Origin of the sequence: Streptomyces luteogriseus (assembly GCF_014205055.1) — a bacterium.
Lineage (GTDB): Bacteria > Actinomycetota > Actinomycetes > Streptomycetales > Streptomycetaceae > Streptomyces > Streptomyces luteogriseus.
This window is the reverse complement of record NZ_JACHMS010000001.1, coordinates 2,222,980-2,242,929: the sequence shown is the minus strand read 5'-3', so window position 1 is coordinate 2,242,929 and position 19,950 is coordinate 2,222,980. Positions and strand designations below refer to the sequence as shown.

Genomic DNA, 19,950 nt, shown 5'->3' with positions numbered 1-19,950 from the left:
GTCGCCTAGCCGCGGGTCGCCCACACGTATCGGTGTTCCGGGCGGCCCGCGTCGCCGTACTTGAGGGTGAGTCTGGCCCGTCCCGTGCGTTCCAGGAGCTTCAGATAGCGCTGGGCGGTCTGCCGGCTCACCCCGGTCCGCTCGGCGATCTCCTGGGCGGACAGGGGCCCGTCCGCGTTCATGAGGGACTGTCGGACCAGCTCGGCGGTGGTGGGGGAGTGCCCCTTGGGCAGGGCGGGTTCCGACGGCGCCGAGAGCGCCCCGAAGATGCGGTCCACCTCGGCCTGCTCGGCCTCTCCACCGCCGTCGAGGGTGCGGCGCAGCTCGGCGTACGCCTCGAGCTTGGACCGCAGGCCGGCGAAGGCGAACGGCTTGACCAGATACTGCAGTGCGCCGTGCCGCATCGCGGCCTGCACGGTGGAGACGTCCCGCGCGGCCGTGACCATGATCACGTCGGTCTGGTCGCCGCGCCGTCGCATCTCCTGGACGACCGCCAGCCCTGTCGCGTCCGGCAGATAGTGGTCCAGGAGTACCAGGTCCAGCCGCGGCAGTGTCTCCAGCTGGTGCAGCGCTTCCGCGGCGCTGTGGGCCACGCCGGCGACATGGAAGCCCGGCACCTTCTCGACGTAGGCGGCGTTGACCCGTGCGACTCTCATGTCGTCGTCCACGACCAGGACCTCGATCATCACGACTTCTCCTCGGTGCTCTGCGGAGCCGACGGCACGGTCAGGACGGCCCGCTGCGTGCTCGGCTCGGCCAGCGCCTCGGGCAGGACGACGGTGAACTCCGCGCCCCCGCCGTGCGCCTCGCCGACGGTCGCGCTGCCGCCCTGCCGCTCCGCGAGCCTGCGCACCAGGGAGAGTCCGATACCCCGCTCGCGGTGAGCCGGCGGCTTCTTCGTAGACCATCCCGTGGTGAAGATCAACTCGCGGTGCTCCGGCGGGATCCCCGGCCCTGTGTCGCGCACCCTGAGGATCGCCGTACGTCCCTCCGCGCGCAGTTCGACCTCCACGCGCGCGTGCGGCGTGCCGGCGACGGCGTCAAGGGCGTTGTCCACCAGGTTCCCGACGACGGTGACGAGCCCCTGCGGGTCGATCAGCAGGTCGGGCAGCCGGGTCCGGTCCGACACCCCCAGGGCGACGCCCCGTTCGGCCGCGACCGTCGCCTTGCCGACCAGCAGGGCGGCGAGGAGCGGGTCCTCGATCCGCTCCGTGACCTGTTCCGCGGTGGCCCGGTGGTCACCGACCACCTCGCCGACGAACTCGACGGCGTCGTCGTACATCTCCAGTTCGAGCAGTCCCAGAAGCGTGTGCATGCGGTTGGCGTGCTCGTGGTCCTGGGCGCGCAGGGCGTCGATCAGACCGTGAGTGGAGTCCAGTTCGCGGCCCAGCTGCTCCAGTTCGGTGCGGTCACGCAGGGTGGCCACGGCGCCGCCGTCGTCGGTGGGCATGCGGTTGGCGACCAGCACCCGCTGCCCCCGAACGGTGAGCAGATCCGTCCCCGTCACGCGTCCGGCCAGTACATCGGCCGTACGGCCCGCGCCGAGCGCCTCGTCGGGGGAGCGGCCCACCACCGTCTCCCCGATCCCCAGCAGGCGCTGTGCCTCGTCGTTCACGAGGCGGATGCGGCCGGTGCGGTCCAGGGCGACGACGCCCTCCCGGATGCCGTGCAGCATCGCCTCGCGTTCGGACAGCAGCGCCGCGATGTCCGAGAAGGCCAGGTCCCTGGTCTGCCGCTGAACCCGCCGGGAGATGAGCCACGCGGCCAGCGCTCCCACGGCCAGGGCGCCGCCGGCATACGCGAGCAGCCCCGGGATCGCGTGGATCAGGCGGGCCCGGACGCTGTCGTAGGCGATGCCGACGGAGACCGCGCCGACGACCGTGCCGGCGCTGTCGCGCAGCGGCACCTTGCCCCGGGCGGAGCGGCCCAGGGTCCCGCTGTCGATCTCCATGACCTCCTTGCCGGCCAGTGCCTGGCCGGGGTCGGTGGAGACGATGCCGCCGATCTGTTTCGGGTCGGTGTGGGACCAGCGCACGCCCCGCCAGTCCATCACCACGATGTACTCGGCCTTGGTGGCTTTCCGGATCCGCTCCGCCTCCTGCTGCACCGGACCGTTCGGTGACGGCGGCGTCCGACTCACCTGCCGTGCGAGCTCCGGCTGCTGCGCGGTCGTCTGCGCGATCGCGAGCGCGCGGCGCATCGCCTGGTCGTCCAGCTGGTTGCTGAGGGGAGCGAGGAACAACCCGGTCGCGAGCACCGCGACTCCCGCGGCGATCGCCACCTGCATCAGCAGCACCTGCGAGAACACCCGCCGCGGCAGGCCGAGGCGCAGGCGGCGTGCGGGGGGAGTGGGGCTCATACCCAAGACGGTACGTGCGGCCGGCTGCCTGCCCTAGACGGGTGTGGCGTGGATCTCCAGATCAATGTGTGCAGAGCCGGCTCCATCAAGGCACGAGAGTCAGCAGCATCAACGTATGAACACGAGAGTCGGCAGCATCAATGCGTGGAGGGGCAGAGTCCATGCTTGACGGCCGGCATCAAAACCCGACGCGAGGCAGCCGTACCGGAGGGCCGCCGTCGGCCGTGTCAGCGCTCGGTCAGCGGGCCGCGCTCGGTCAGCCGGCCAGTGCCGTCGCCATCCTCACCTCGCGCACGGCCACCACGTCCATCCGCGCCGGTGAACCGAGGACGGACGCCCCGCAGCTCTCCGGGCGGGCCGGCAGCGCCGCGCCCTGGGCCACCTCGACCTGCCAGCGGCGCCCGTCGGCGTGGGCGACGGTCACCTCCCAGCGCGGGGCCGCCCCGGCCGTCCGGACGACGCTCAGCGCTTCCGCGGTGTATTCGCCCATCGTGGTCCGCACGGCGAGCTCGGCCGCCTGACCGGGCCGTTCCCAGGCGGAACTGCCCCGGCACCCCTCCACGACGATCCGCCCCTCCCGGGCGCCGTGCAGGACCTCCTTGAGGGAGTGGGCCTCGGCCCGGCCGTACGCGTACCCGTACGGCAGGACGAGCACTGTGGGGGAGAAGCGGTGACCACCCAGATGGGTGACCTCCCAGACGCCGTCGACCCCGGACGTCGCCAGCTCGGCCGCGAGGGGCCTGCCGAGGAGGGCGCAGCAGCGGTCGCGCTTGCCGTTGGTGCAGACGAGGGCGAGCGGGTCACCGTCGTGGGGCCGGCCGCCGAGCAGCGTGTCGAACGAGCGGTGGTCGCCGCGGCCGAGTGCGGCGAAGTCGAGACCGAGCAGCTGTCCGGGGTCCGAGGTCGAGGCGCTGCGCAGCCACACGTTTCCCGGGACGACGTGCGCGACGTACACCTGGCGTGCGGTGGGCATGCGGCGGTCCGCGTGGCGCCCGGGGCGGCGGATGAGCGCGATCCGTACGCCGGTGTCCTTGGCGGCGGCCTCCAGGGCACGTCCCAGGGCGGGGTCCAGGTGGCTCGAGGTGAGCGCCTTGGCACCCCACGGACCGGGCTGTTCGATCAACAGCCAGGTCCTCGCGATGGCCGCGGTTCCCGAAACGGGCTCGGCGAAGTCCCGGGAGACGCTTGAGCACGTACTCACAGAGGTGAGCCTAACCTGACTTCGGTCGCGGCGAACCTCGGCCCTGCCCTGCGCTACTCCGGCAGAGGCTGCGGAGGCTTCGGACCTGCGTAGAGACCGCTCGGCCGCATGCGCAGCGGGCGTTCGCCGTACTCCTCCAGGGCATGCGCGATCCAGCCCGCCGTCCGGGCCACGGCGAAGATCGTCTCGCCCGCGGTCGGGGCCATGCCGGAGGAGACCGTGAGCACGGCGAGCGCCAGGTCCACGTTGGCGTGCAGGGGGGCGTGCCGGGCGGTGGTCTCGACGATGTCGCGGGCGGCGAGGAGAGCGGGCTCCGCGCGCGGGATCCGCTCCAGGAGGGAGAAGAGGGCACGTGCGCGTGGGTCCTCGCCGGGGTAGAGCCGGTGGCCGAGACCCGGGACGCGGCGGCCGGCGCGCAGTTCGTCCGCGATCACGGGCGCCGCGTCGCCCTGCTCGAGCACGTCCTGCAGCAGCCGGTGGGCGAGCCCGCTGGCCGCGCCGTGCAGTGGGCCTTCGATGACGCCGAGCCCGGCGGAGACCGCCGCGTAGGGGTGGGCACGGGCCGAGGCGGCGACGCGGACCGCGAGGGTGGAGGCGGCCAGGTCGTGGTCGACGAGGAGGGCGAGGGCCACGTCCAGGGCGCGCAGGGACGCCTCGTCGGGGTCCTTGCGCACCGAGAGCCTGGTCCACAGGCGGTGGGCCATGGGGCCCTCGTCGCGGCGGTGGTGTCCCGCCGGCGGCAGCGCGGCGACGAGAGTCGGGATGAGAGTGCGCGCGGTGCCGAGGACGGCGTCCTCGGACAGGTCGAACCGCAGCGGGTCGGCGGTCGCGGCGGCAACCGTCGCGACCCGCAGCAAGTCGGCGGGCGCGGCGTGTTCGGGCAGTGCCTCGACGGCGCGGCGGGCGACGGACACGAAGGCGGCGGGCGCGGTGAACGTGCTGCCCGGGAGCATCCGGCCCGTCCAGAGCCATTCGGCGACCTCCTCGTAGGTGTGCCGTGTGGCCAGCTCGACCGCATCGACACCGCGGAAGAAGTAGCGGTCGCTCTCGATGAGCGTGAGGCGGGTGCGGACGGACAGTTCGCCACCGGGATTGCCCCCGCCGGAGCTCCCCGAGCCGGAACCGCCCGAGCTGTCCCGCCTGTTGCGCCGGGCGAGCGCCTCGACCTCCCCGGCGTCGAAGGTGCTGCCCCGGCCGCCGCTCACCCGTCGGCTGCTGAGCTGGCCGCGGCTCACGTACGCGTACACGGTCTCCGGCTTCACACCGAGCAGCTCGGCGGCCTCCTTGGTGCTCAACCGCCGTTCCGCGTCCATGGGGGCGGGCTCTTGATCGCGCATGGGGTTCACCGTATCCGTCCACCGGTCCATTGACTGATGTATTGATCCAATCAATATTGACAGTCTTAGAGTCAATCATGGACAGTCAAATCAAGTCCAGGGAGGAAGTCATGTCCGTCAACAGGTCAGCAGTCACTCTTCTCGAAGCGCCCCGGGGGCTCGCCGGAGTCGTCGTCACCGACACCCGGATCGGCGACGTCCGCGGGCAGGAGGGCTTCTACCACTACCGGCAGTACTCGGCCGTCGACCTCGCGCGGACCCGCGGCTTCGAGGACGTCTGGCATCTCCTCGTCCACGGCGAACTGCCGGACGCCGCGCAGAGCGCGGCCTTCGCGGCCGAGACCGCCGCGCTGCGACGGCTGCCCGACGGGGTGCGGGCGGCACTGCCGGCCATCGCCGCGGCCGGCGCCCGCTCCGGACCTCTCGCCGGGATGAGGACGGCCCTCTCGCTGCTCGGGGCGGCGAAAGGGTTCCGGCCGGTGTACGACATCGACGCCGACCGGCGCCGGCACGACACGATCGAGGCGGCCGCGGCCGTGCCCACCCTGCTCGCCGCACTGCATCGGCTGGGTGAGGGGCTGGAGCCGGTGGAGCCGCGAGAGGACCTGTCCTACGCGGCGAACTACCTCTACATGCTGACCGGTTCGGTGCCCACCGAGCCGCACGCGCGGGCGATCGAGCAGTACCTGATCTCAACCATTGATCACGGATTCAATGCATCAACCTTCACGGCTCGCGTCATCGCGTCGACGGGCGCGGACGTGGCGGCCTGCCTCGCCGGGGCGGTGGCGGCACTGTCGGGGCCGTTGCACGGGGGTGCGCCCAGCCGCGCGCTGGACACCCTGGACGCGATCGGCACCCCGGACCGCATCGACTCCTGGGTGCGTCAGCGGGTGCTCGCCGGTGAGCGCATCATGGGCTTCGGGCACGCGATCTACCGCACGGAGGACCCGCGCTCCCGGATGCTGCGCGAGGTCGCCCTGGGGTTCGGCGGCCCGCGGGTGGACTTCGCCGTCGAGGTCGAGCGTCACATCGAGGCGATCCTGGCGGAGCTGAAGCCCGGCCGGGAACTCCACACCAACGTCGAGTACTACGCGGGTGTGGTCATGGAGCTCTGCGGCCTGCCACGTGAGATGTTCACCCCGACCTTCGCCGCCGGGCGCGCGGTGGGCTGGAGCGCCAACATCCTGGAGCAGGCGGAGGACACGAAGATCATCAGGCCGGTGGCGCGGTACGTGGGGCCGGAGGCGCCGGCGCCGTTGCCCGTCTGAGCGAAGGCGCCGCGGAGTGCGAAAGCCCGGCACCGGAAGGTGCCGGGCCTTCGCCTCGGGCTGGTGGTCTAAGGACGGGATCAGGCGTCGGGAATGTCGCCCTTGGCGTCGATGAGGGTTCTGCGCGAGACCACGACGATGCGCTCGTAGTCAGCCCTGGACGCGTCGGCGGGGAGCTTCCCGTCCAGTTCTTCGGTGAGGTCCGTGCCGATCACAGCGAACCTGCCGTCGGACAGCTCGAAGATATCGGGGCAATTGGCACCAGTCGTACTGCCCCGGGCGCTGGGAGGGGTGCCAATCCGACGGATGATGTGGCTCACTGTTCTTGCGTTCCTTTTGATCTCGAGGCGTGGTGCGCACTGCGCCTGCGGTGCGATGCGGCCCTGTGGGGCCGCGGCCTCGACAACCGGGCGGCGTGGAGCGGCGGTTCGGCGGTGGTCGACCCGGTTCGCGGGATGCGCAGTAGTCAACCTTGTTGGCACCTGGGGAAACGCGCCGGTTTATGGGTTCGTTACCGCCCAGCCGTGTGATCCGTTCCGGAGAGTGATCCGCGAGGTGCGGTGCTTACGGCCGGGGCGTGGAACTACTCGCCCGGCGGATCCCCGACGACCCACCACTCGTCGATGTCCGCCTCCTCCAGCTGCACGAGCAGATCGTCGACCATGCGGCCCAGCCCGGCCTCGTCGGAGGTGTCGACGAGGGTCGCCCGATGTGGGCGGGTGGCGTACCAGTACTCCCTGAAGAGGGGGTTCTGCAGCATGCTCCGGGCGAAACCGAAGAACTCCTCTCTGGTCACGTTGCCCATGCGGTAGTAGCACAGGGCGTTGGTGTAGAGGGCGTTGGCGAAGAGGAACTGGCGCTGCTTCCTCGGGGAGACGGTTCCGTCGTAGGCGTCGAGCACCTCGGCCAGTTCCGGATCGTCCATCGCCTTGCTCAGCAGCTCCCAGTGGAGACGCTGCTGGTGCGCGAAGTTGGTCCGGCGCTGCGACTGCGCGGCCTCCTCCAGGTGCTCGATCCGGGCGCGCAACGCGTGGAACGCGGGCCACTGCAGGGCCAAGGCGACGGCGGCACCCGCCGCCAGCCCCATCCCGGCCGAGGCGGTGGCCCTCAGTCCTCGAAACCCAAACTTCTGTGTGGTCATGTCAACCCCCGGTTCAGGCGGCCGTCCGCCGGTCGTCGGGGTGCGGGTCGACTGGAGGGGACCGGCGAGCGGTGGGCGGCGCTTGCCGTCTCCCAGAGTGCCGAGCGGCTCTGATCGGCGGGGAGGCGGAGAGGAGGCGCACGGAGGGAAGCGAGGGTCGCACAAACCGGCGCCATGCCCAACGTCTGCCCCGCCGGTGCTGCTAACAATCGTTCACTTCGGCGTGGATCTCACGGCTCGTATCCTGGGGCGGCATCCCCATTTCCCATGTGTGCCGGGAACGCGAGCCGGTGCACGCGTCGGCGCGAGAGAGGTCGCACGGTGAGCCAGCCGAGTCCGAAACCGCAGCAGATCCCGGTCGTCGTCCTGGCCGGATTCCTCGGCTCGGGGAAGACGACCCTGCTCAATCACCTCCTGCACCGCAGCGGCGGCAGCCGTATCGGCGCCCTCGTCAACGACTTCGGGGCGATCGAGATCGACGCGATGGCCGTGGCGGGAGCGCTCGGCGACTCGACAGTCTCCCTCGGCAACGGCTGCCTGTGCTGTGCGGTCGACGCGAGTGAACTGGACCAGTACCTGGAGCGGCTCGCGGAACCCGCTCTCGGCATCGACGTCATCGTCATCGAGGCCAGCGGTCTCGCCGAGCCGCAGGAACTCGTGCGGATGCTGCTGGCCAGCGAGCATCCCGGGGTGGTGTACGGCGGGCTCGTCGAGGTCGTCGACGCCGCCGAGTTCGACGACACCCGGGCCAGACACCCCGAGATCGACCGGCATCTCGCGCTGGCCGATCTCGTCGTGGTCAACAAGCTCGACCGGGCTGCGGACGGCGAACGCGTCCTCGGACTGGTCCGGACCCTCGTCGACCGTGCCGCCGTCGTCCCGGCCACCTATGGCCGGATCGACCCCGAGTTCCTCTTCGACTGCCGTCCGAGCGAGGAGCGCATCGGGCAGCTGTCCTTCGACGACCTGCACGAAGACGACCTGCACGGAGACGACCTGCACGGAGACGACCTGCACGGAGACGACCCGCACGGAGACGACCCGCACGGAGACGACCCGTACGAAGGCGCCCCCGACGAACAGATCCTCAACGAGGGCGGTCTCAACGGAGAGAGCCTCGCAGGAGGCGGCCCCCGCCACAGCCCCCACGACCACACCGGTCACCTGCACGCCGCCTACGACAGCCTGTCGTTCGTCTCCCCGGGCCCCCTCGACCCGCGCCGGCTGATGACGTTCCTGGACAGCCGCCCCGAGGGGCTGTACCGGATCAAGGGCTACGTCGACTTCGGGCCGTACGACGTCCGCAACCGCTACGCCGTCCATGCCGTCGGACGGTTCCTGCGCTTCTACCCGGAGCCCTGGCCGGCCGGAGGCGAACGCCTCACCCAGCTGGTCCTCATCGGCTCGGGCATCGACACCGCCGCACTGGCAAAGGAGCTGGAGGCGTGCAGGAGCGACGCCCCACACGCCGACGAGCACGGCATGTGGGGCGTCCTGCGCTACGTGCGCGACCCCGAGGAGCAGGGCGCGGACCCGGCCTAGACCGGCCCGGCCACCACCGCCACCGTCTTGGCCAGGGACACCCCCGAGCCGTCGCGGCGCGGGTCGATGTCCGGGAGGTCGGCCGGGGTGCCGTTCTTCTGCGCGGCGAGTGCGGGGACGGGGCCCGCCCACGCCAGGGACAGGCAGTCCTCGCCCTTCAGGAACCGCTGGCAGCGGACACCGCCGGTGGCGCGGCCCTTGCGCGGATACTGGTCGAACGGGGTCAGCTTGGCCGTCGTCTGTACGGAGTCGTCCAGCGTGCCCCGTGAGCCCGCGACGGTGAAGACGACGGCGTCCACGGCCGGGTCCACCGCGGTGAAGGAGATGACCTTCGCGCCCTCGGTGAGCTTGATGCCGGCCACACCGCCGGCCGGGCGGCCCTGCGGTCGGACCTGGGACGCCTGGAAACGCAGCAGCTGTGCGTCGTCGGTGACGAAGACCAGGTCCTCCTCGCCGGTGCGCAGCTCGACCGCGCCGACGATCCGGTCGCCCTCCTTGAGGGTGATCACCCCGAGCTCGTCCTTGTTGGCCGGATAGTCCGGCACCACCCGCTTCACGATGCCCTGGGCCGTGCCGAGCGCCAGGCCCGGCGACGACTCGTCGAGCGTGGTCAGGCAGACCACCGTCTCCTCGTCCTCCAGGGACACGAACTCCGCCAGCGGCGCGCCCCCCGCGAGGTTCGGCGTCGACAGCGACTCCGGCAGCTGGGGCAGGTCGACCACGTTCAGCCGCAGCAGCCGGCCCGCCGAGGTGACCGCGCCCACCTCACCGCGGGCGGTGGCCGGCACCGCCGAGACGATCACGTCGTGCTTCACGCGCTTGGCGCCGGCCTCCTCCGTGAAGGGCTCGCCGTTCGCCGTACGGGCCAGCAGCCCCGTGGAGGACAGCAGCACCCGGCACGGGTCGTCGGCCACCTGGAGCGGCACGGTCGCGACCGGGGCGCCACCCGACTCCAGCAGCACCGTTCGCCGGTCGGTGCCGAACTTCTTGGCGACGTTGGCCAGTTCGGAGGAGACCAGCTTGCGCAGCTCGGAGTCCGAGTCGAGGATCCGGGTCAGCTCCTCGATCTCCGCGGTGAGCCGCTCCTTCTCCGACTCCAGCTCGATGCGGTCGTACTTGGTCAGCCGGCGCAGCGGCGTGTCGAGGATGTACTGCGTCTGCACCTCGCTCAGCGAGAACTGCTCCATCAGGCGCTGCTTGGCCTGCGCGGAGTTCTCGCTGGAGCGGATCAGACGGATGACCTCGTCGATGTCCAGCAGGGCCGTGAGCAGACCCTCGACCAGGTGCAGCCGGTCGCGCTTCTTGGAGCGGCGGAACTCCGAGCGCCGCCGTACGACGTTGAAGCGGTGGTCCAGGTAGACCTCCAGGAGCTCCTTCAGGCCCAGCGTGAGCGGCTGGCCGTCCACCAGCGCCACGTTGTTGATGCCGAAGGACTCCTCCATCGGCGTCAGCTTGTAGAGCTGCTCGAGGACCGCCTCCGGCACGAAGCCGTTCTTGATCTCGATGACCAGGCGCAGGCCGTGCTCGCGGTCGGTGAGGTCCTTGACGTCGGCGATGCCCTGGAGCTTCTTGGAACCGACCAGGTCCTTGATCTTGGCGATGACCTTCTCGGGGCCGACCGTGAAGGGCAGCTCCGTGACGACGAGGCCCTTGCGGCGGGCCGTCACGGGCTCCACCGACACCGTCGCCCGGATCTTGAACGTGCCGCGGCCGGACTCGTACGCGTCCCGGATGCCGGACAGGCCGACGATGCGGCCGCCCGTGGGCAGGTCGGGGCCCGGGACGTGCTTCATCAGGGCGTCGAGATCCGCGTTCGGGAACCTGATCAGGTGGCGGGCGGCCGCGATGACCTCGCGCAGGTTGTGCGGCGCCATGTTCGTGGCCATACCGACCGCGATGCCCGAGGCGCCGTTGACCAGGAGGTTCGGGAAGGCGGCGGGCAGAGCCACCGGTTCCTGCTCCTGGCCGTCGTAGTTGGGGTTGAAGTCGACGGTGTCCTCGTCGATCGACTCCGTCATCAGGCTCGTCGCCTCGGCCATACGGCACTCGGTGTACCGCATGGCGGCCGGCGGGTCGTCGTTGCCCAGCGAGCCGAAGTTGCCGTGGCCGTCGACCAGGGGAACCCGCATCGAGAAGGGCTGGGCCATGCGCACCAGGGCGTCGTAGATCGACGCGTCGCCGTGCGGGTGCAGCTTGCCCATCACCTCGCCGACGACCCGGGCGCACTTGACGTACCCGCGCTCGGGGCGCAGGCCCATCTCGTTCATCTGGTAGACGATGCGGCGGTGCACCGGCTTGAGGCCGTCGCGTGCGTCCGGCAGGGCGCGGGAGTAGATGACCGAGTACGCGTACTCGAGGAAGGAGCCCTGCATCTCGTCGACGACGTCGATGTCGAGGATCCGCTCCTCGTACGAGTCGTCGGGCGGCGGGGTCTTCGTGCTGCGGCGGGCCATCGCTGCCGGCTCCTCCTGTTGCTGGTCGCTTGCCTACGGGGGCGTTCATGCCGGTGCGAGACGTCGAGCGTGCTCGGGCCCTTCGGGCCTCCGCGCGCTCGCCACCGACCGCCTTCGCGGCTCGCTCGTGCTGCTGCGATCCGGATCTGACGCCGACCATTGTGGACCGCCGCACTGACAACCGGGACCAGGACCCTGCCCGAGGCGTCTGTCGTGCTGTCGGGACCAGGTCGCCACCGGGAACTTCACCAGGGCTCCGCACGCTTGCATACAGTGGCAGGACCGGCAGGAATCCGCGGTCTGAACAACCGCTCAGCGATCGAAGGGACGTACATGCCCATGGGTCACACGGCCACAGCCCAGGCAGGCTCCGGGGGCCTGACAGCGACCGAGCACCGCCTGGCCAACGGCCTGCGCGTGGTGCTCTCCGAGGACCACCTGACCCCGGTCGCGGCGGTGTGCCTCTGGTACGACGTCGGCTCACGCCACGAAGTCAAGGGGCGTACCGGCCTGGCTCACCTTTTCGAGCACCTCATGTTCCAGGGGTCCGCGCAGGTCAAGGGCAACGGCCACTTCGAGCTCGTGCAGGGCGCGGGTGGCTCGCTGAACGGCACGACCAGCTTCGAGCGGACCAACTACTTCGAGACCATGCCCACCCACCAGCTGGAGCTCGCCCTCTGGCTGGAGGCCGACCGCATGGGCTCGCTGCTGGCCGCGCTCGACGAGGAGTCGATGGAGAACCAGCGGGACGTCGTCAAGAACGAGCGCCGCCAGCGCTACGACAACGTCCCCTACGGCACCGCCTTCGAGAAGCTGACCGCCCTCGCCTACCCGGAGGGCCACCCCTACCACCACACCCCGATCGGCTCGATGGCCGACCTGGACGCGGCGACGCTGGAGGACGCGCGCGCGTTCTTCCGCACCTACTACGCGCCGAACAACGCCGTGCTCTCCGTGGTCGGCGACATCGACCCGGAGCAGACGCTCGCGTGGGTCGAGAAGTACTTCGGCTCCATCCCCGGTCACGACGGCAAGCCCGCCCCGCGCGACGGGTCGCTGCCGGAGACCATCGGCGAGCAGCTGCGCGAGGTCGTCGAGGAGGAGGTACCGGCGCGCGCCCTGATGGCCGCCTACCGGCTGCCGCACGACGGCACGCGCGCGTGCGACGCGGCCGACCTGGCCCTCACCGTCCTCGGCGGCGGCGAGTCCTCCCGCCTGTACAACCGGCTCGTGCGACGCGACCGTACGGCCGTCGCGGCCGGCTTCGGCCTGCTGCGGCTCGCCGGTGCTCCCTCCCTGGGGTGGCTGGACGTGAAGACGTCCGGCGACGTGGAGGTTCCGGTCATCGAGACCGCCATCGACGAGGAGCTCGCCCGGTTCGCCGAGGAGGGCCCCACGCCCGAGGAGATGGAGCGCGCCCAGGCCCAGTTGGAGCGCGAGTGGCTGGACCGGCTCGGCACGGTCGCCGGCCGCGCCGACGAACTGTGCCGGTACGCCGTGCTCTTCGGAGACCCGCAGCTCGCCCTGACCGCCGTCCAGCGCGTGCTGGAGATCACGGCGGAGGAGGTCCAGGAGGTCGCCAAGGCCCGCCTGCGACCCGACAACCGCGCGGTGCTCGTCTACGAGCCCGTCGCCGGCGAGACCGGCGAGGCGGAGACCGCCGAGGACGCCGGCATCACCGACGACACCGCAGCCGCGGCCACCGACGAGAACGAGGAGGCGGACAAGTGACCGAGCTCGCCACGATGGACTTCCACCCCCGGCCGCAGGCGGGCGACGCCCGGCCCTGGGCCTTCCCGGCCCCCGAGCGCGGCATGCTCGACAACGGCCTGACGGTGCTGCGCTGCCATCGCCCCGGCCAGCAGGTCGTCGCCGTGGAGGTGCTGCTGGACGCGCCTCTGGAGGCGGAGCCGGCCGGACTCGACGGTGTGGCCACGATCATGGCCCGGGCCTTCTCCGAGGGCACCGACAAGCACTCCGCCGAGGACTTCGCCGCGGAACTGGAGCGCGCCGGTGCCACTCTCGACGCGCATGCCGACCACCCCGGCGTCCGGCTCAGCCTGGAGGTGCCCGCCTCCCGGCTCACCAAGGGCCTGGGCCTGATCGCCGACGCCCTGAGGGCGCCCGCCTTCGCCGACAGCGAGGTCGAACGGCTGGTCAACAATCGCCTCGACGAGATCCCGCACGAGCTGGCCAACCCCTCCCGCCGCGGCGCCAAGGAGCTCTCCAAGGAGCTGTTCCCGGCGGACTCGCGCATGTCGCGGCCCCGGCAGGGCAGCGAGGAGACCGTCGCCGCCATCGACTCCGCGGCCGTGCGCGCCTTCTACGAGAAGCACGTCCGTCCCGCCACGGCCACCGTCGTGGTCGTCGGCGACCTCACCGGCATCGACCTGGACGCCCTGCTCGGGGACACGCTGGGCGCCTGGACGGGCTCCTCGGCCGAGCCGCGTCCCGTGCCGCCGGTGACCGCCGACGACACCGGCCGGGTCGTCATCGTGGACCGCCCGGGCGCCGTCCAGACGCAGCTGCTGATCGGCCGGATCGGGCCGGACCGGCACGACCGCGTGTGGCCCGCGCAGGTGCTCGGCACGTACTGCCTCGGCGGCACCCTCACCTCCCGCCTTGACCGCGTCCTGCGCGAGGAGAAGGGCTACACCTACGGCGTACGGGCGTTCGGCCAGGTCCTCAGGTCCGCCCCGGACGGCACGGGTGCCGCGATGCTCGCCATCAGCGGTTCCGTCGACACGCCCAACACCGGTCCCGCCCTCCAGGACCTCTGGACGGTGCTGCGCACCCTCGCCGCCGAGGGACTGACCGACGCCGAGCGGGACGTCGCCGTGCAGAACCTGGTGGGCGTGGCGCCGCTGAAGTACGAGACGGCGGCGGCCGTCGCGAGCACGCTGGCCGACCAGGTCGAGCAGCACCTGCCCGACGACTACCAGGCCACGCTGTACCGGCAGCTCGCCGCGACCGGCACCGTGGAGGCCACCGCGGCGGCCGTGAGCGCCTTCCCGGTGGACCGTCTGGTGACCGTTCTCGTCGGTGACGCGGCGCAGATCAAGGCACCCGTCGAGGCCCTCGGCATCGGCGAAGTCACCGTCGTCGCCGCCGAGTAGCGGCACGCGCGTGCAGGGGCCCTGGTTGTCTTCAAAGGCACCAGGGCCCCTTTATGCCCGAATTGGGATGGGAGTTGCCTGTCTGCCCTGTGGGATGCGCTACAAAAGCCTGGATTCGTTTGGGAATTGAAAGTGGCGCCGCTTAGCGTCATCCAGGCTGTTCGTCAGGCAGTGCGCCGCACCCGCGGCACCGGACAGTCATCGCCGAGTCCCCGTACGGCGCGAGCCAGGGGAGCCGGGGACCCATCGCAGTCCCTGGGGTGAATCGGGCGCCCGCGCGAGTCGCGAGGGAGTCCGTAGGAGACCTTCCTGCTCCGAACCCGTCAGCTAACCCGGTAGGCGAGAGGGAAGGAAAGGACCAGCCACCACATGGCGTTCACTCGCGCCACCGGGAAGCACCGTCGTCCCAGCAGGATGCAGCGCTCCACCGCCCGCGCGGCAGGCGTCGCGGCTCTCGCCACCACCGGCGTGATCGGCACCGTGGCGGCCCCCGCGGCCTTCGCCGCCGAACCCAGCGCCGAGCAGACCGGCCTCACCCCGGTCGTCACCATGGGTGACACCGCGGCCCAGCAGATCGACGCCCAGGCCCTCGCGCAGCAGCACGCAGCCGACGAGGCCGCCGCCAAGCAGAAGGCCGAGGAGGCCGCCCGCAAGCGGGCCGCCGAGCTGGCCGAGAGGGCCAAGGAGGCGGCCGAGAAGGCCCGCGAGGCCAAGGAGCGCGCCGCCCGCGAGGCCGAGCGCAAGCGCCTCAACACCTTCGTGTCCCCGATCTCCGGCTCGTACGTCTCCACCGGCTACCAGGCCAGCAGCGGCCTGTGGTCCTCCGGCAGCCACACCGGTGTCGACTTCCACGCCGCCAGCGGCACCTCCGTCCACGCGGTCGGCGCGGGCACCGTCGTCGAGGCCGGCTGGGGCGGCTCCTACGGCAACCAGATCGTGATCAAGATGAACGACGGGACGTACACCCAGTACGGCCACCTGTCCTCCGTCGGCGTCTCGGTGGGCCAGCAGGTCACCCCCGGCCAGCAGATCGGCCTGTCCGGCGCGACCGGCAACGTCACCGGCCCCCACCTGCACTTCGAGGCCCGCACCAGCCCCGAGTACGGCTCGGACATCGACCCGGTCGCCTACCTCCGCTCGCACGGCGTGGGTGTCTGACCGGAACCTCCCCGCTCTCCCCGAAAGCCCCGGCTCCCCGAGCCGGGGCTTTCGGCGTTTACGGCCGCCCGCTGTCCAAAAAATATCCATGGATTGTCGTCTGCCGTCGGAAATTCCGGCTCATTGCAATAGAGTCACGGAACGCACGCCGCTCGTCGGCGTTTCACGGGGATTAAGCGGAGGTCGGTCATGCGTATTCCCGCGCACTCGGTGTGCACGGCCATCCGGGACGACATCGTCGCGGGTGTCCACGCACGCGGCAGCCGGCTCACCGAGGAACTCCTCGCGCGCCGCTACGGCGTCTCGAGGGTGCCCGTCCGGGAGGCGCTGCGCACGCTCGAGGCCGAGGGATTCGTGGTGACCCGCCGGCACGCGGGCGCGTGCGTGGCGGAACCCACCGAGCAGGAGGCCGCTGACCTGCTGGAGATGCGCATGCTGCTGGAGCCGCTCGGTGCGGCCCGCGCCGCCCAGCGTCGCACCGAGGCGCATCTGAAGGTCCTGCGCGGTCTGGTCCGGCTGGGTCAGGAGCGGGCCCGCCGGGGCAACAGCGACGACCTGCGCTCTCTGGGCGGTTGGTTCCACGAGACGCTCGCCCAGGCCTCCGGCAGCCCTGCGCTGACCTCGATGCTCACCCAGCTCCGCCACAAGATCGCCTGGATGTACGCCGTGGAGGCGCCGGCCAGTCCGGTGGAGTCCTGGACCGAGCACGGCGCGATCGTGGACGCGGTGGCGCGTGGGGACGGCGAGCGCGCGCGGGCGGTCACGGCGCTGCACACCGAGCGCGCGAAGGGCGCGCACCGCCTGCGGTTCGGCTCCCCCCAGGAGCGCACCGACCGTGTGAGGAACTCGCAACATCCCGTAAACACGGCGAGCCCGCAGCATTAACACGGCAGCCGTATACAAAGAGAGCGGACAATTTGCGGGGGTCTATTTTCGCTGCCCGGATTCATCGGAATTCCCGTCCCGCATCCACCGGGAATGGCGAAGGGCCCGCCCGGTGAATTCGGACGAGCCCTTCGCTGCACGCCGGACGGATCGGGCGCTCGGTGAATCAGACGGTCTCGGGAAGTTCCTCGAGACCCTCGGAGACCAGCTTGGCGAGCCGGTCCAGTGCGGCGTCCGCACCCTCGGCGTCGGAGGCGAGGACGATCTCCTCGCCCCCCTGGGCGCCGAGGCCCAGGACGGCCAGCATGGAGGCCGCGTTGACGGGGTTGCCGTCAGCCTTGGCGATCGTCACCGGGACGCCTGCGGCCGTGGCGGCTCGGACGAAGATGGAGGCGGGGCGGGCGTGGAGACCCTCGGCCCAGCCGACGTTGACGCGGCGCTCAGCCATGTGTTGCTGCCCTTCGCTTTTCAGGGTTGTCTAGACCAGTTTCCCATACCGTGAAGCCGTACCGGGAGCGGTCCTCGCGGACCGCCCCGGGGTGCCGTCGGATCGCGGCCTCGACCCGACTGACGCCCTCCACAGACTGCCTCGCGCCCTTGTCAGGCGCTAGCCGTACTCTGGGGCCCATGCAGACCTCGCCGGACCGGCACGAGTATCCCGCCCACTGGGAAGCCGACGTGGTGCTGCGCGACGGGGGTACCGCGCGCATCCGGCCCATCACCGTTGATGACGCCGATCGCCTGGTCAGCTTCTACGAGCAGGTCTCCGACGAGTCGAAGTACTACCGCTTCTTCGCGCCGTACCCTCGCCTGTCCGCCAAGGACGTCCACCGCTTCACGCACCACGACTTTGTGGACCGGGTGGGACTCGCGGCCACGGTCGGCGGCGAGTTCATCGCCACCGTACGCTACGACCGGATCGGTGCCGACGGAACGCCCGCGTCGGCACCCGCCGACGAGGCCGAGGTCGCCTTCCTCGTGCAGGACGCCCACCAGGGCCGCGGGGTCGCCTCCGCCCTGCTCGAGCACATCGGCGCCGTCGCCCGTGAGCGCGGCATCCGCCGCTTCGCCGCCGAGGTGCTGCCCGCGAACACCAAGATGATCAAGGTGTTCACGGACGCCGGCTACACCCAGAAGCGCAGCTTCGAGGACGGCGTCGTCCGGCTGGAGTTCGACCTCGAACCCACCGACCGCTCCCTCGCCGTGCAGTACGCGCGCGAACACCGTGCCGAGGCGCGCTCGGTGCAGCGGCTGCTCGCCCCCGGCTCGGTCGCGGTCATCGGCGCCGGACGCACGCCGGGTGGCGTGGGCCGCAGCGTCCTCGGCAACATCCGGGACGCCGGCTACAGCGGCCGCCTCTACGCCGTGAACAAGGCCCTCCCGGAGGGGCAGAAGGAGCTCGACGGGGTGCCCGCCCACCGCTCGGTGCGGGACATCGACGGCCCGGTCGACCTCGCGGTCGTCGCCGTACCGGCCGAGCACGTCACCGAGGTCGTCACCGAGTGCGGCGAACACGGCGTCCAAGGCCTGGTCGTGGTCTCCGCCGGCTACGCCGAGAGCGGCCCCGAGGGACGCGAACGCCAGCGCGCCCTCGTACGGCACGCGCGCACGTACGGCATGCGGATCATCGGCCCGAACGCCTTCGGCATCATCAACACCTCACCCCGGGTACGGCTCAACGCCTCCCTCGCCCCGGAGGTGCCGCGCCCGGGCCGCATCGGCCTGTTCGCCCAGTCCGGCGCCATCGGCATCGCCCTGCTGTCCCGGCTGCACCGGCGCGGCGGCGGTGTCACGGGCGTGACCGGTGTCTCCACCTTCGTCTCCTCCGGCAACCGCGCCGACGTCTCCGGCAACGATGTCCTCCAGTACTGGTACGAGGACCCTGACACCGACGTCGTCCTCATGTACCTGGAGTCCATCGGCAACCCCCGCAAGTTCACCCGCCTCGCCCGCCGCACCGCCGCGGCCAAGCCCCTGGTCGTCGTCCAGGGCGCACGGCACGGCGCCGCCGCACCCCAGGGGCACGCCGTCCGGGCGACCCGGCTGCCGCACGCGACCGTGTCGGCGCTGCTGCGGCAGGCCGGGGTCATCCGCGTCGACACGATCACCGAGCTGGTCGACGCGGGCCTGCTGCTCGCCCGCCAGCCCCTGCCGGCCGGCCCCAGGGTGGCGATCCTGGGCAACTCGGAGTCGCTCGGCCTGCTCACCTACGACGCGTGCCTCGCCGAGGGGCTGCGACCGCACCCCCCGCAGGACCTGACCACCGCGGCCTCGGCGGCCGACTTCCACACCGCCCTGTCCCGTGCCCTGGCCGACGACCGGTGCGACGCCGTCGTCGTCACCGCCATACCGGCCGTGGGGGAGGGCCCGGTCGGCGACGCGGCCCTCGCGGAAGCCCTGCGCTCGGCATCGGCCGCGGCCCCGTCGAAGCCGGTCCTCGTGGTCCACGTGGAGCTCGGCGGCCTGGCGGAGGCCCTGTCGGCGGCGGCGAGCACCGCACCGCAGGCCGGGTCGGACAACCCGCCGCGCAACGCCCCCGGTCCGGCGCCCGCCGCGGAACGCCTCCCCACCACCGAGGCCCCCGAAGGCACCCACCTCATCCCCGCCTACCCCGCCGCCGAGCGCGCCGTCCGCGCCCTCGGCCAGGCCGTGGCCTACGCGCAGTGGCGGCGCGACGCCGCCGAGCCCGGCAGGGTGCCCGAGTACGAGGACATCAACGAAAGGGGCGCCGCCGCGCTGATCGACGGCCTCCTCGCGCGCGGGCAGGGACTCACGCTCGGCACGGACGAGACCTGTGACCTCCTCGGTCACTACGGCGTCCAGGTCCATCGCGCCCTGCCCGCCCCGACCCCAGACGCCGCCGCGGAGGCCGCCCGCGACCTCGGCTACCCCGTCGCCCTCAAGGCCACCGCCCCGCACCTCAGGCACCGCGCCGACCTGGGCGGCGTCCGCCTCGACCTCGCGGACGAGGAGCAACTGCGCCGGTCGTACGCCGAGTTGACCGAACTGTTCGGCACGCCGGAGGAGCTGCGGCCGGTGGTGCAGCGGATGGCGCCGCGCGGCGTGGACGTCGTCGTACGCGCCGTCATCGACCCCGCGGCCGGGGCCGTGCTCTCCTTCGGGCTCGCCGGGGCCGCCTCGCAGCTGCTCGGGGACACCGCGCACCGGCTGATCCCGGTCACGGACCGGGAGGCGAACTCGCTGGTGCGTTCGATCCGCACCGCCCCGCTGCTGTTCGGCTGGCGCGGCTCCGCACCGGCCGACACCCGTGCCCTGGAGGAGCTGCTGCTGCGGGTGTCCCGGCTGGTCGACGACCACCCCGAGGTCGTCGCGGTCACCCTGGAACCGGTCGTCGTCGCCTCACACGGTCTGAGCGTCCTCGGCGCCTCCGTGCGTCTCGCGCACCCGCCCGCCCGCGACGACCTCGGCCCGCGGACCCTCCCCGCGTACTGACAGGGGGCGAGCTGTCCCTCGCAGTCAGTGGTCC

General features: G+C 71.7%; 15 protein-coding genes and 1 riboswitch. Of the genes, 7 read left to right on the top strand and 8 right to left on the bottom strand.

The annotated features are described in order from the left end of the window. Nucleotides 1-5: 5 nt before the first annotated feature. From BJ965_RS09775 to BJ965_RS09760, 4 genes are all read right to left on the bottom strand, one after another. Nucleotides 6-686, bottom strand: coding sequence for a response regulator (locus tag BJ965_RS09775; RefSeq protein WP_184917004.1), 681 nt, complete (start codon nt 684-686; stop codon nt 6-8). After that, complete coding sequence (locus BJ965_RS09770; RefSeq protein WP_184908312.1) at nt 686-2,359, bottom strand: sensor histidine kinase; 1,674 nt, start codon at nt 2,357-2,359, stop codon at nt 686-688. Before BJ965_RS09770 ends, BJ965_RS09775 begins: the two co-directional genes overlap by 1 nt. Nucleotides 2,360-2,615: 256 nt before the next feature. After that, nucleotides 2,616-3,560 (bottom strand): sucrase ferredoxin, encoded by a 945-nt coding sequence (locus tag BJ965_RS09765; RefSeq protein WP_184908311.1) that lies wholly within the window; start codon nt 3,558-3,560, stop codon nt 2,616-2,618. A 53-nt stretch (nt 3,561-3,613) separates the two neighbouring features. Beyond that, complete coding sequence (locus BJ965_RS09760; protein WP_184908310.1) at nt 3,614-4,897, bottom strand: citrate synthase; 1,284 nt, start codon at nt 4,895-4,897, stop codon at nt 3,614-3,616. Nucleotides 4,898-5,007: 110 nt separating this feature from the next. Here BJ965_RS09760 and BJ965_RS09755 point away from each other — a divergent pair, with 110 nt between their 5' ends. Then, the gene (locus BJ965_RS09755) at nt 5,008-6,168 is read left to right on the top strand and encodes a citrate synthase (protein ID WP_184908309.1); all 1,161 of its coding nucleotides are present in this window, start codon (nt 5,008-5,010) and stop codon (nt 6,166-6,168) included. 80 nt (nt 6,169-6,248) lie between these two features. On the opposite strand, the gene BJ965_RS09750 is transcribed toward BJ965_RS09755, so the two are convergent. Further along, the gene (locus tag BJ965_RS09750; protein WP_030845498.1) at nt 6,249-6,488 is read right to left on the bottom strand and encodes a hypothetical protein; all 240 of its coding nucleotides are present in this window, start codon (nt 6,486-6,488) and stop codon (nt 6,249-6,251) included. Nucleotides 6,489-6,751: 263 nt separating this feature from the next. After that, nucleotides 6,752-7,309, bottom strand: coding sequence for a DUF6082 family protein (locus BJ965_RS09745; protein WP_184908308.1), 558 nt, complete (start codon nt 7,307-7,309; stop codon nt 6,752-6,754). A gap of 321 nt (nt 7,310-7,630) precedes the next feature. Here BJ965_RS09745 and BJ965_RS09740 point away from each other — a divergent pair, with 321 nt between their 5' ends. After that, nucleotides 7,631-8,851 carry a CobW family GTP-binding protein gene (locus tag BJ965_RS09740; protein ID WP_184908307.1) on the top strand — a complete coding sequence of 407 codons (1,221 nt, stop codon included), beginning with the start codon at nt 7,631-7,633 and terminating at the stop codon, nt 8,849-8,851. Here the strand turns inward: BJ965_RS09740 and BJ965_RS09735 are convergent. Then, nucleotides 8,848-11,304 (bottom strand): DNA gyrase/topoisomerase IV subunit A, encoded by a 2,457-nt coding sequence (locus tag BJ965_RS09735; protein WP_184908306.1) that lies wholly within the window; start codon nt 11,302-11,304, stop codon nt 8,848-8,850. The two genes, BJ965_RS09740 and BJ965_RS09735, sit on opposite strands and share 4 nt — an antisense overlap. A gap of 333 nt (nt 11,305-11,637) precedes the next feature. On the opposite strand from BJ965_RS09735, the gene BJ965_RS09730 reads away from it, so the two are divergent. From BJ965_RS09730 to BJ965_RS09715, 4 genes are all read left to right on the top strand, one after another. Further along, on the top strand, nt 11,638-13,035 hold the full coding sequence (locus BJ965_RS09730) for a M16 family metallopeptidase (RefSeq protein ID WP_184908305.1): 1,398 nt from the start codon (nt 11,638-11,640) through the stop codon (nt 13,033-13,035). Further along, entirely contained in the window at nt 13,032-14,420 is a 1,389-nt protein-coding gene (locus tag BJ965_RS09725) for a M16 family metallopeptidase (RefSeq protein WP_184908304.1), read from the top strand. Before BJ965_RS09730 ends, BJ965_RS09725 begins: the two co-directional genes overlap by 4 nt. A gap of 192 nt (nt 14,421-14,612) precedes the next feature. Then, a riboswitch (cyclic di-AMP (ydaO/yuaA leader) is annotated at nt 14,613-14,777 on the top strand. A 12-nt stretch (nt 14,778-14,789) separates the two neighbouring features. Continuing rightward, complete coding sequence (locus tag BJ965_RS09720) at nt 14,790-15,578, top strand: M23 family metallopeptidase (protein ID WP_184908303.1); 789 nt, start codon at nt 14,790-14,792, stop codon at nt 15,576-15,578. A 189-nt stretch (nt 15,579-15,767) separates the two neighbouring features. Further along, the gene (locus BJ965_RS09715) at nt 15,768-16,463 is read left to right on the top strand and encodes a GntR family transcriptional regulator (protein ID WP_184908302.1); all 696 of its coding nucleotides are present in this window, start codon (nt 15,768-15,770) and stop codon (nt 16,461-16,463) included. 166 nt (nt 16,464-16,629) lie between these two features. On the opposite strand, the gene BJ965_RS09710 is transcribed toward BJ965_RS09715, so the two are convergent. Further along, nucleotides 16,630-16,911: an HPr family phosphocarrier protein gene (locus BJ965_RS09710; protein WP_003993478.1), complete on the bottom strand. Its 282-nt coding sequence runs from the start codon at nt 16,909-16,911 to the stop codon at nt 16,630-16,632. A 179-nt stretch (nt 16,912-17,090) separates the two neighbouring features. Between BJ965_RS09710 and BJ965_RS09705 the strand changes: the two genes are divergently transcribed. After that, entirely contained in the window at nt 17,091-19,916 is a 2,826-nt protein-coding gene (locus tag BJ965_RS09705; protein ID WP_184908301.1) for a bifunctional acetate--CoA ligase family protein/GNAT family N-acetyltransferase, read from the top strand. The last annotated feature ends 34 nt before the right edge of the window (nt 19,917-19,950 follow it).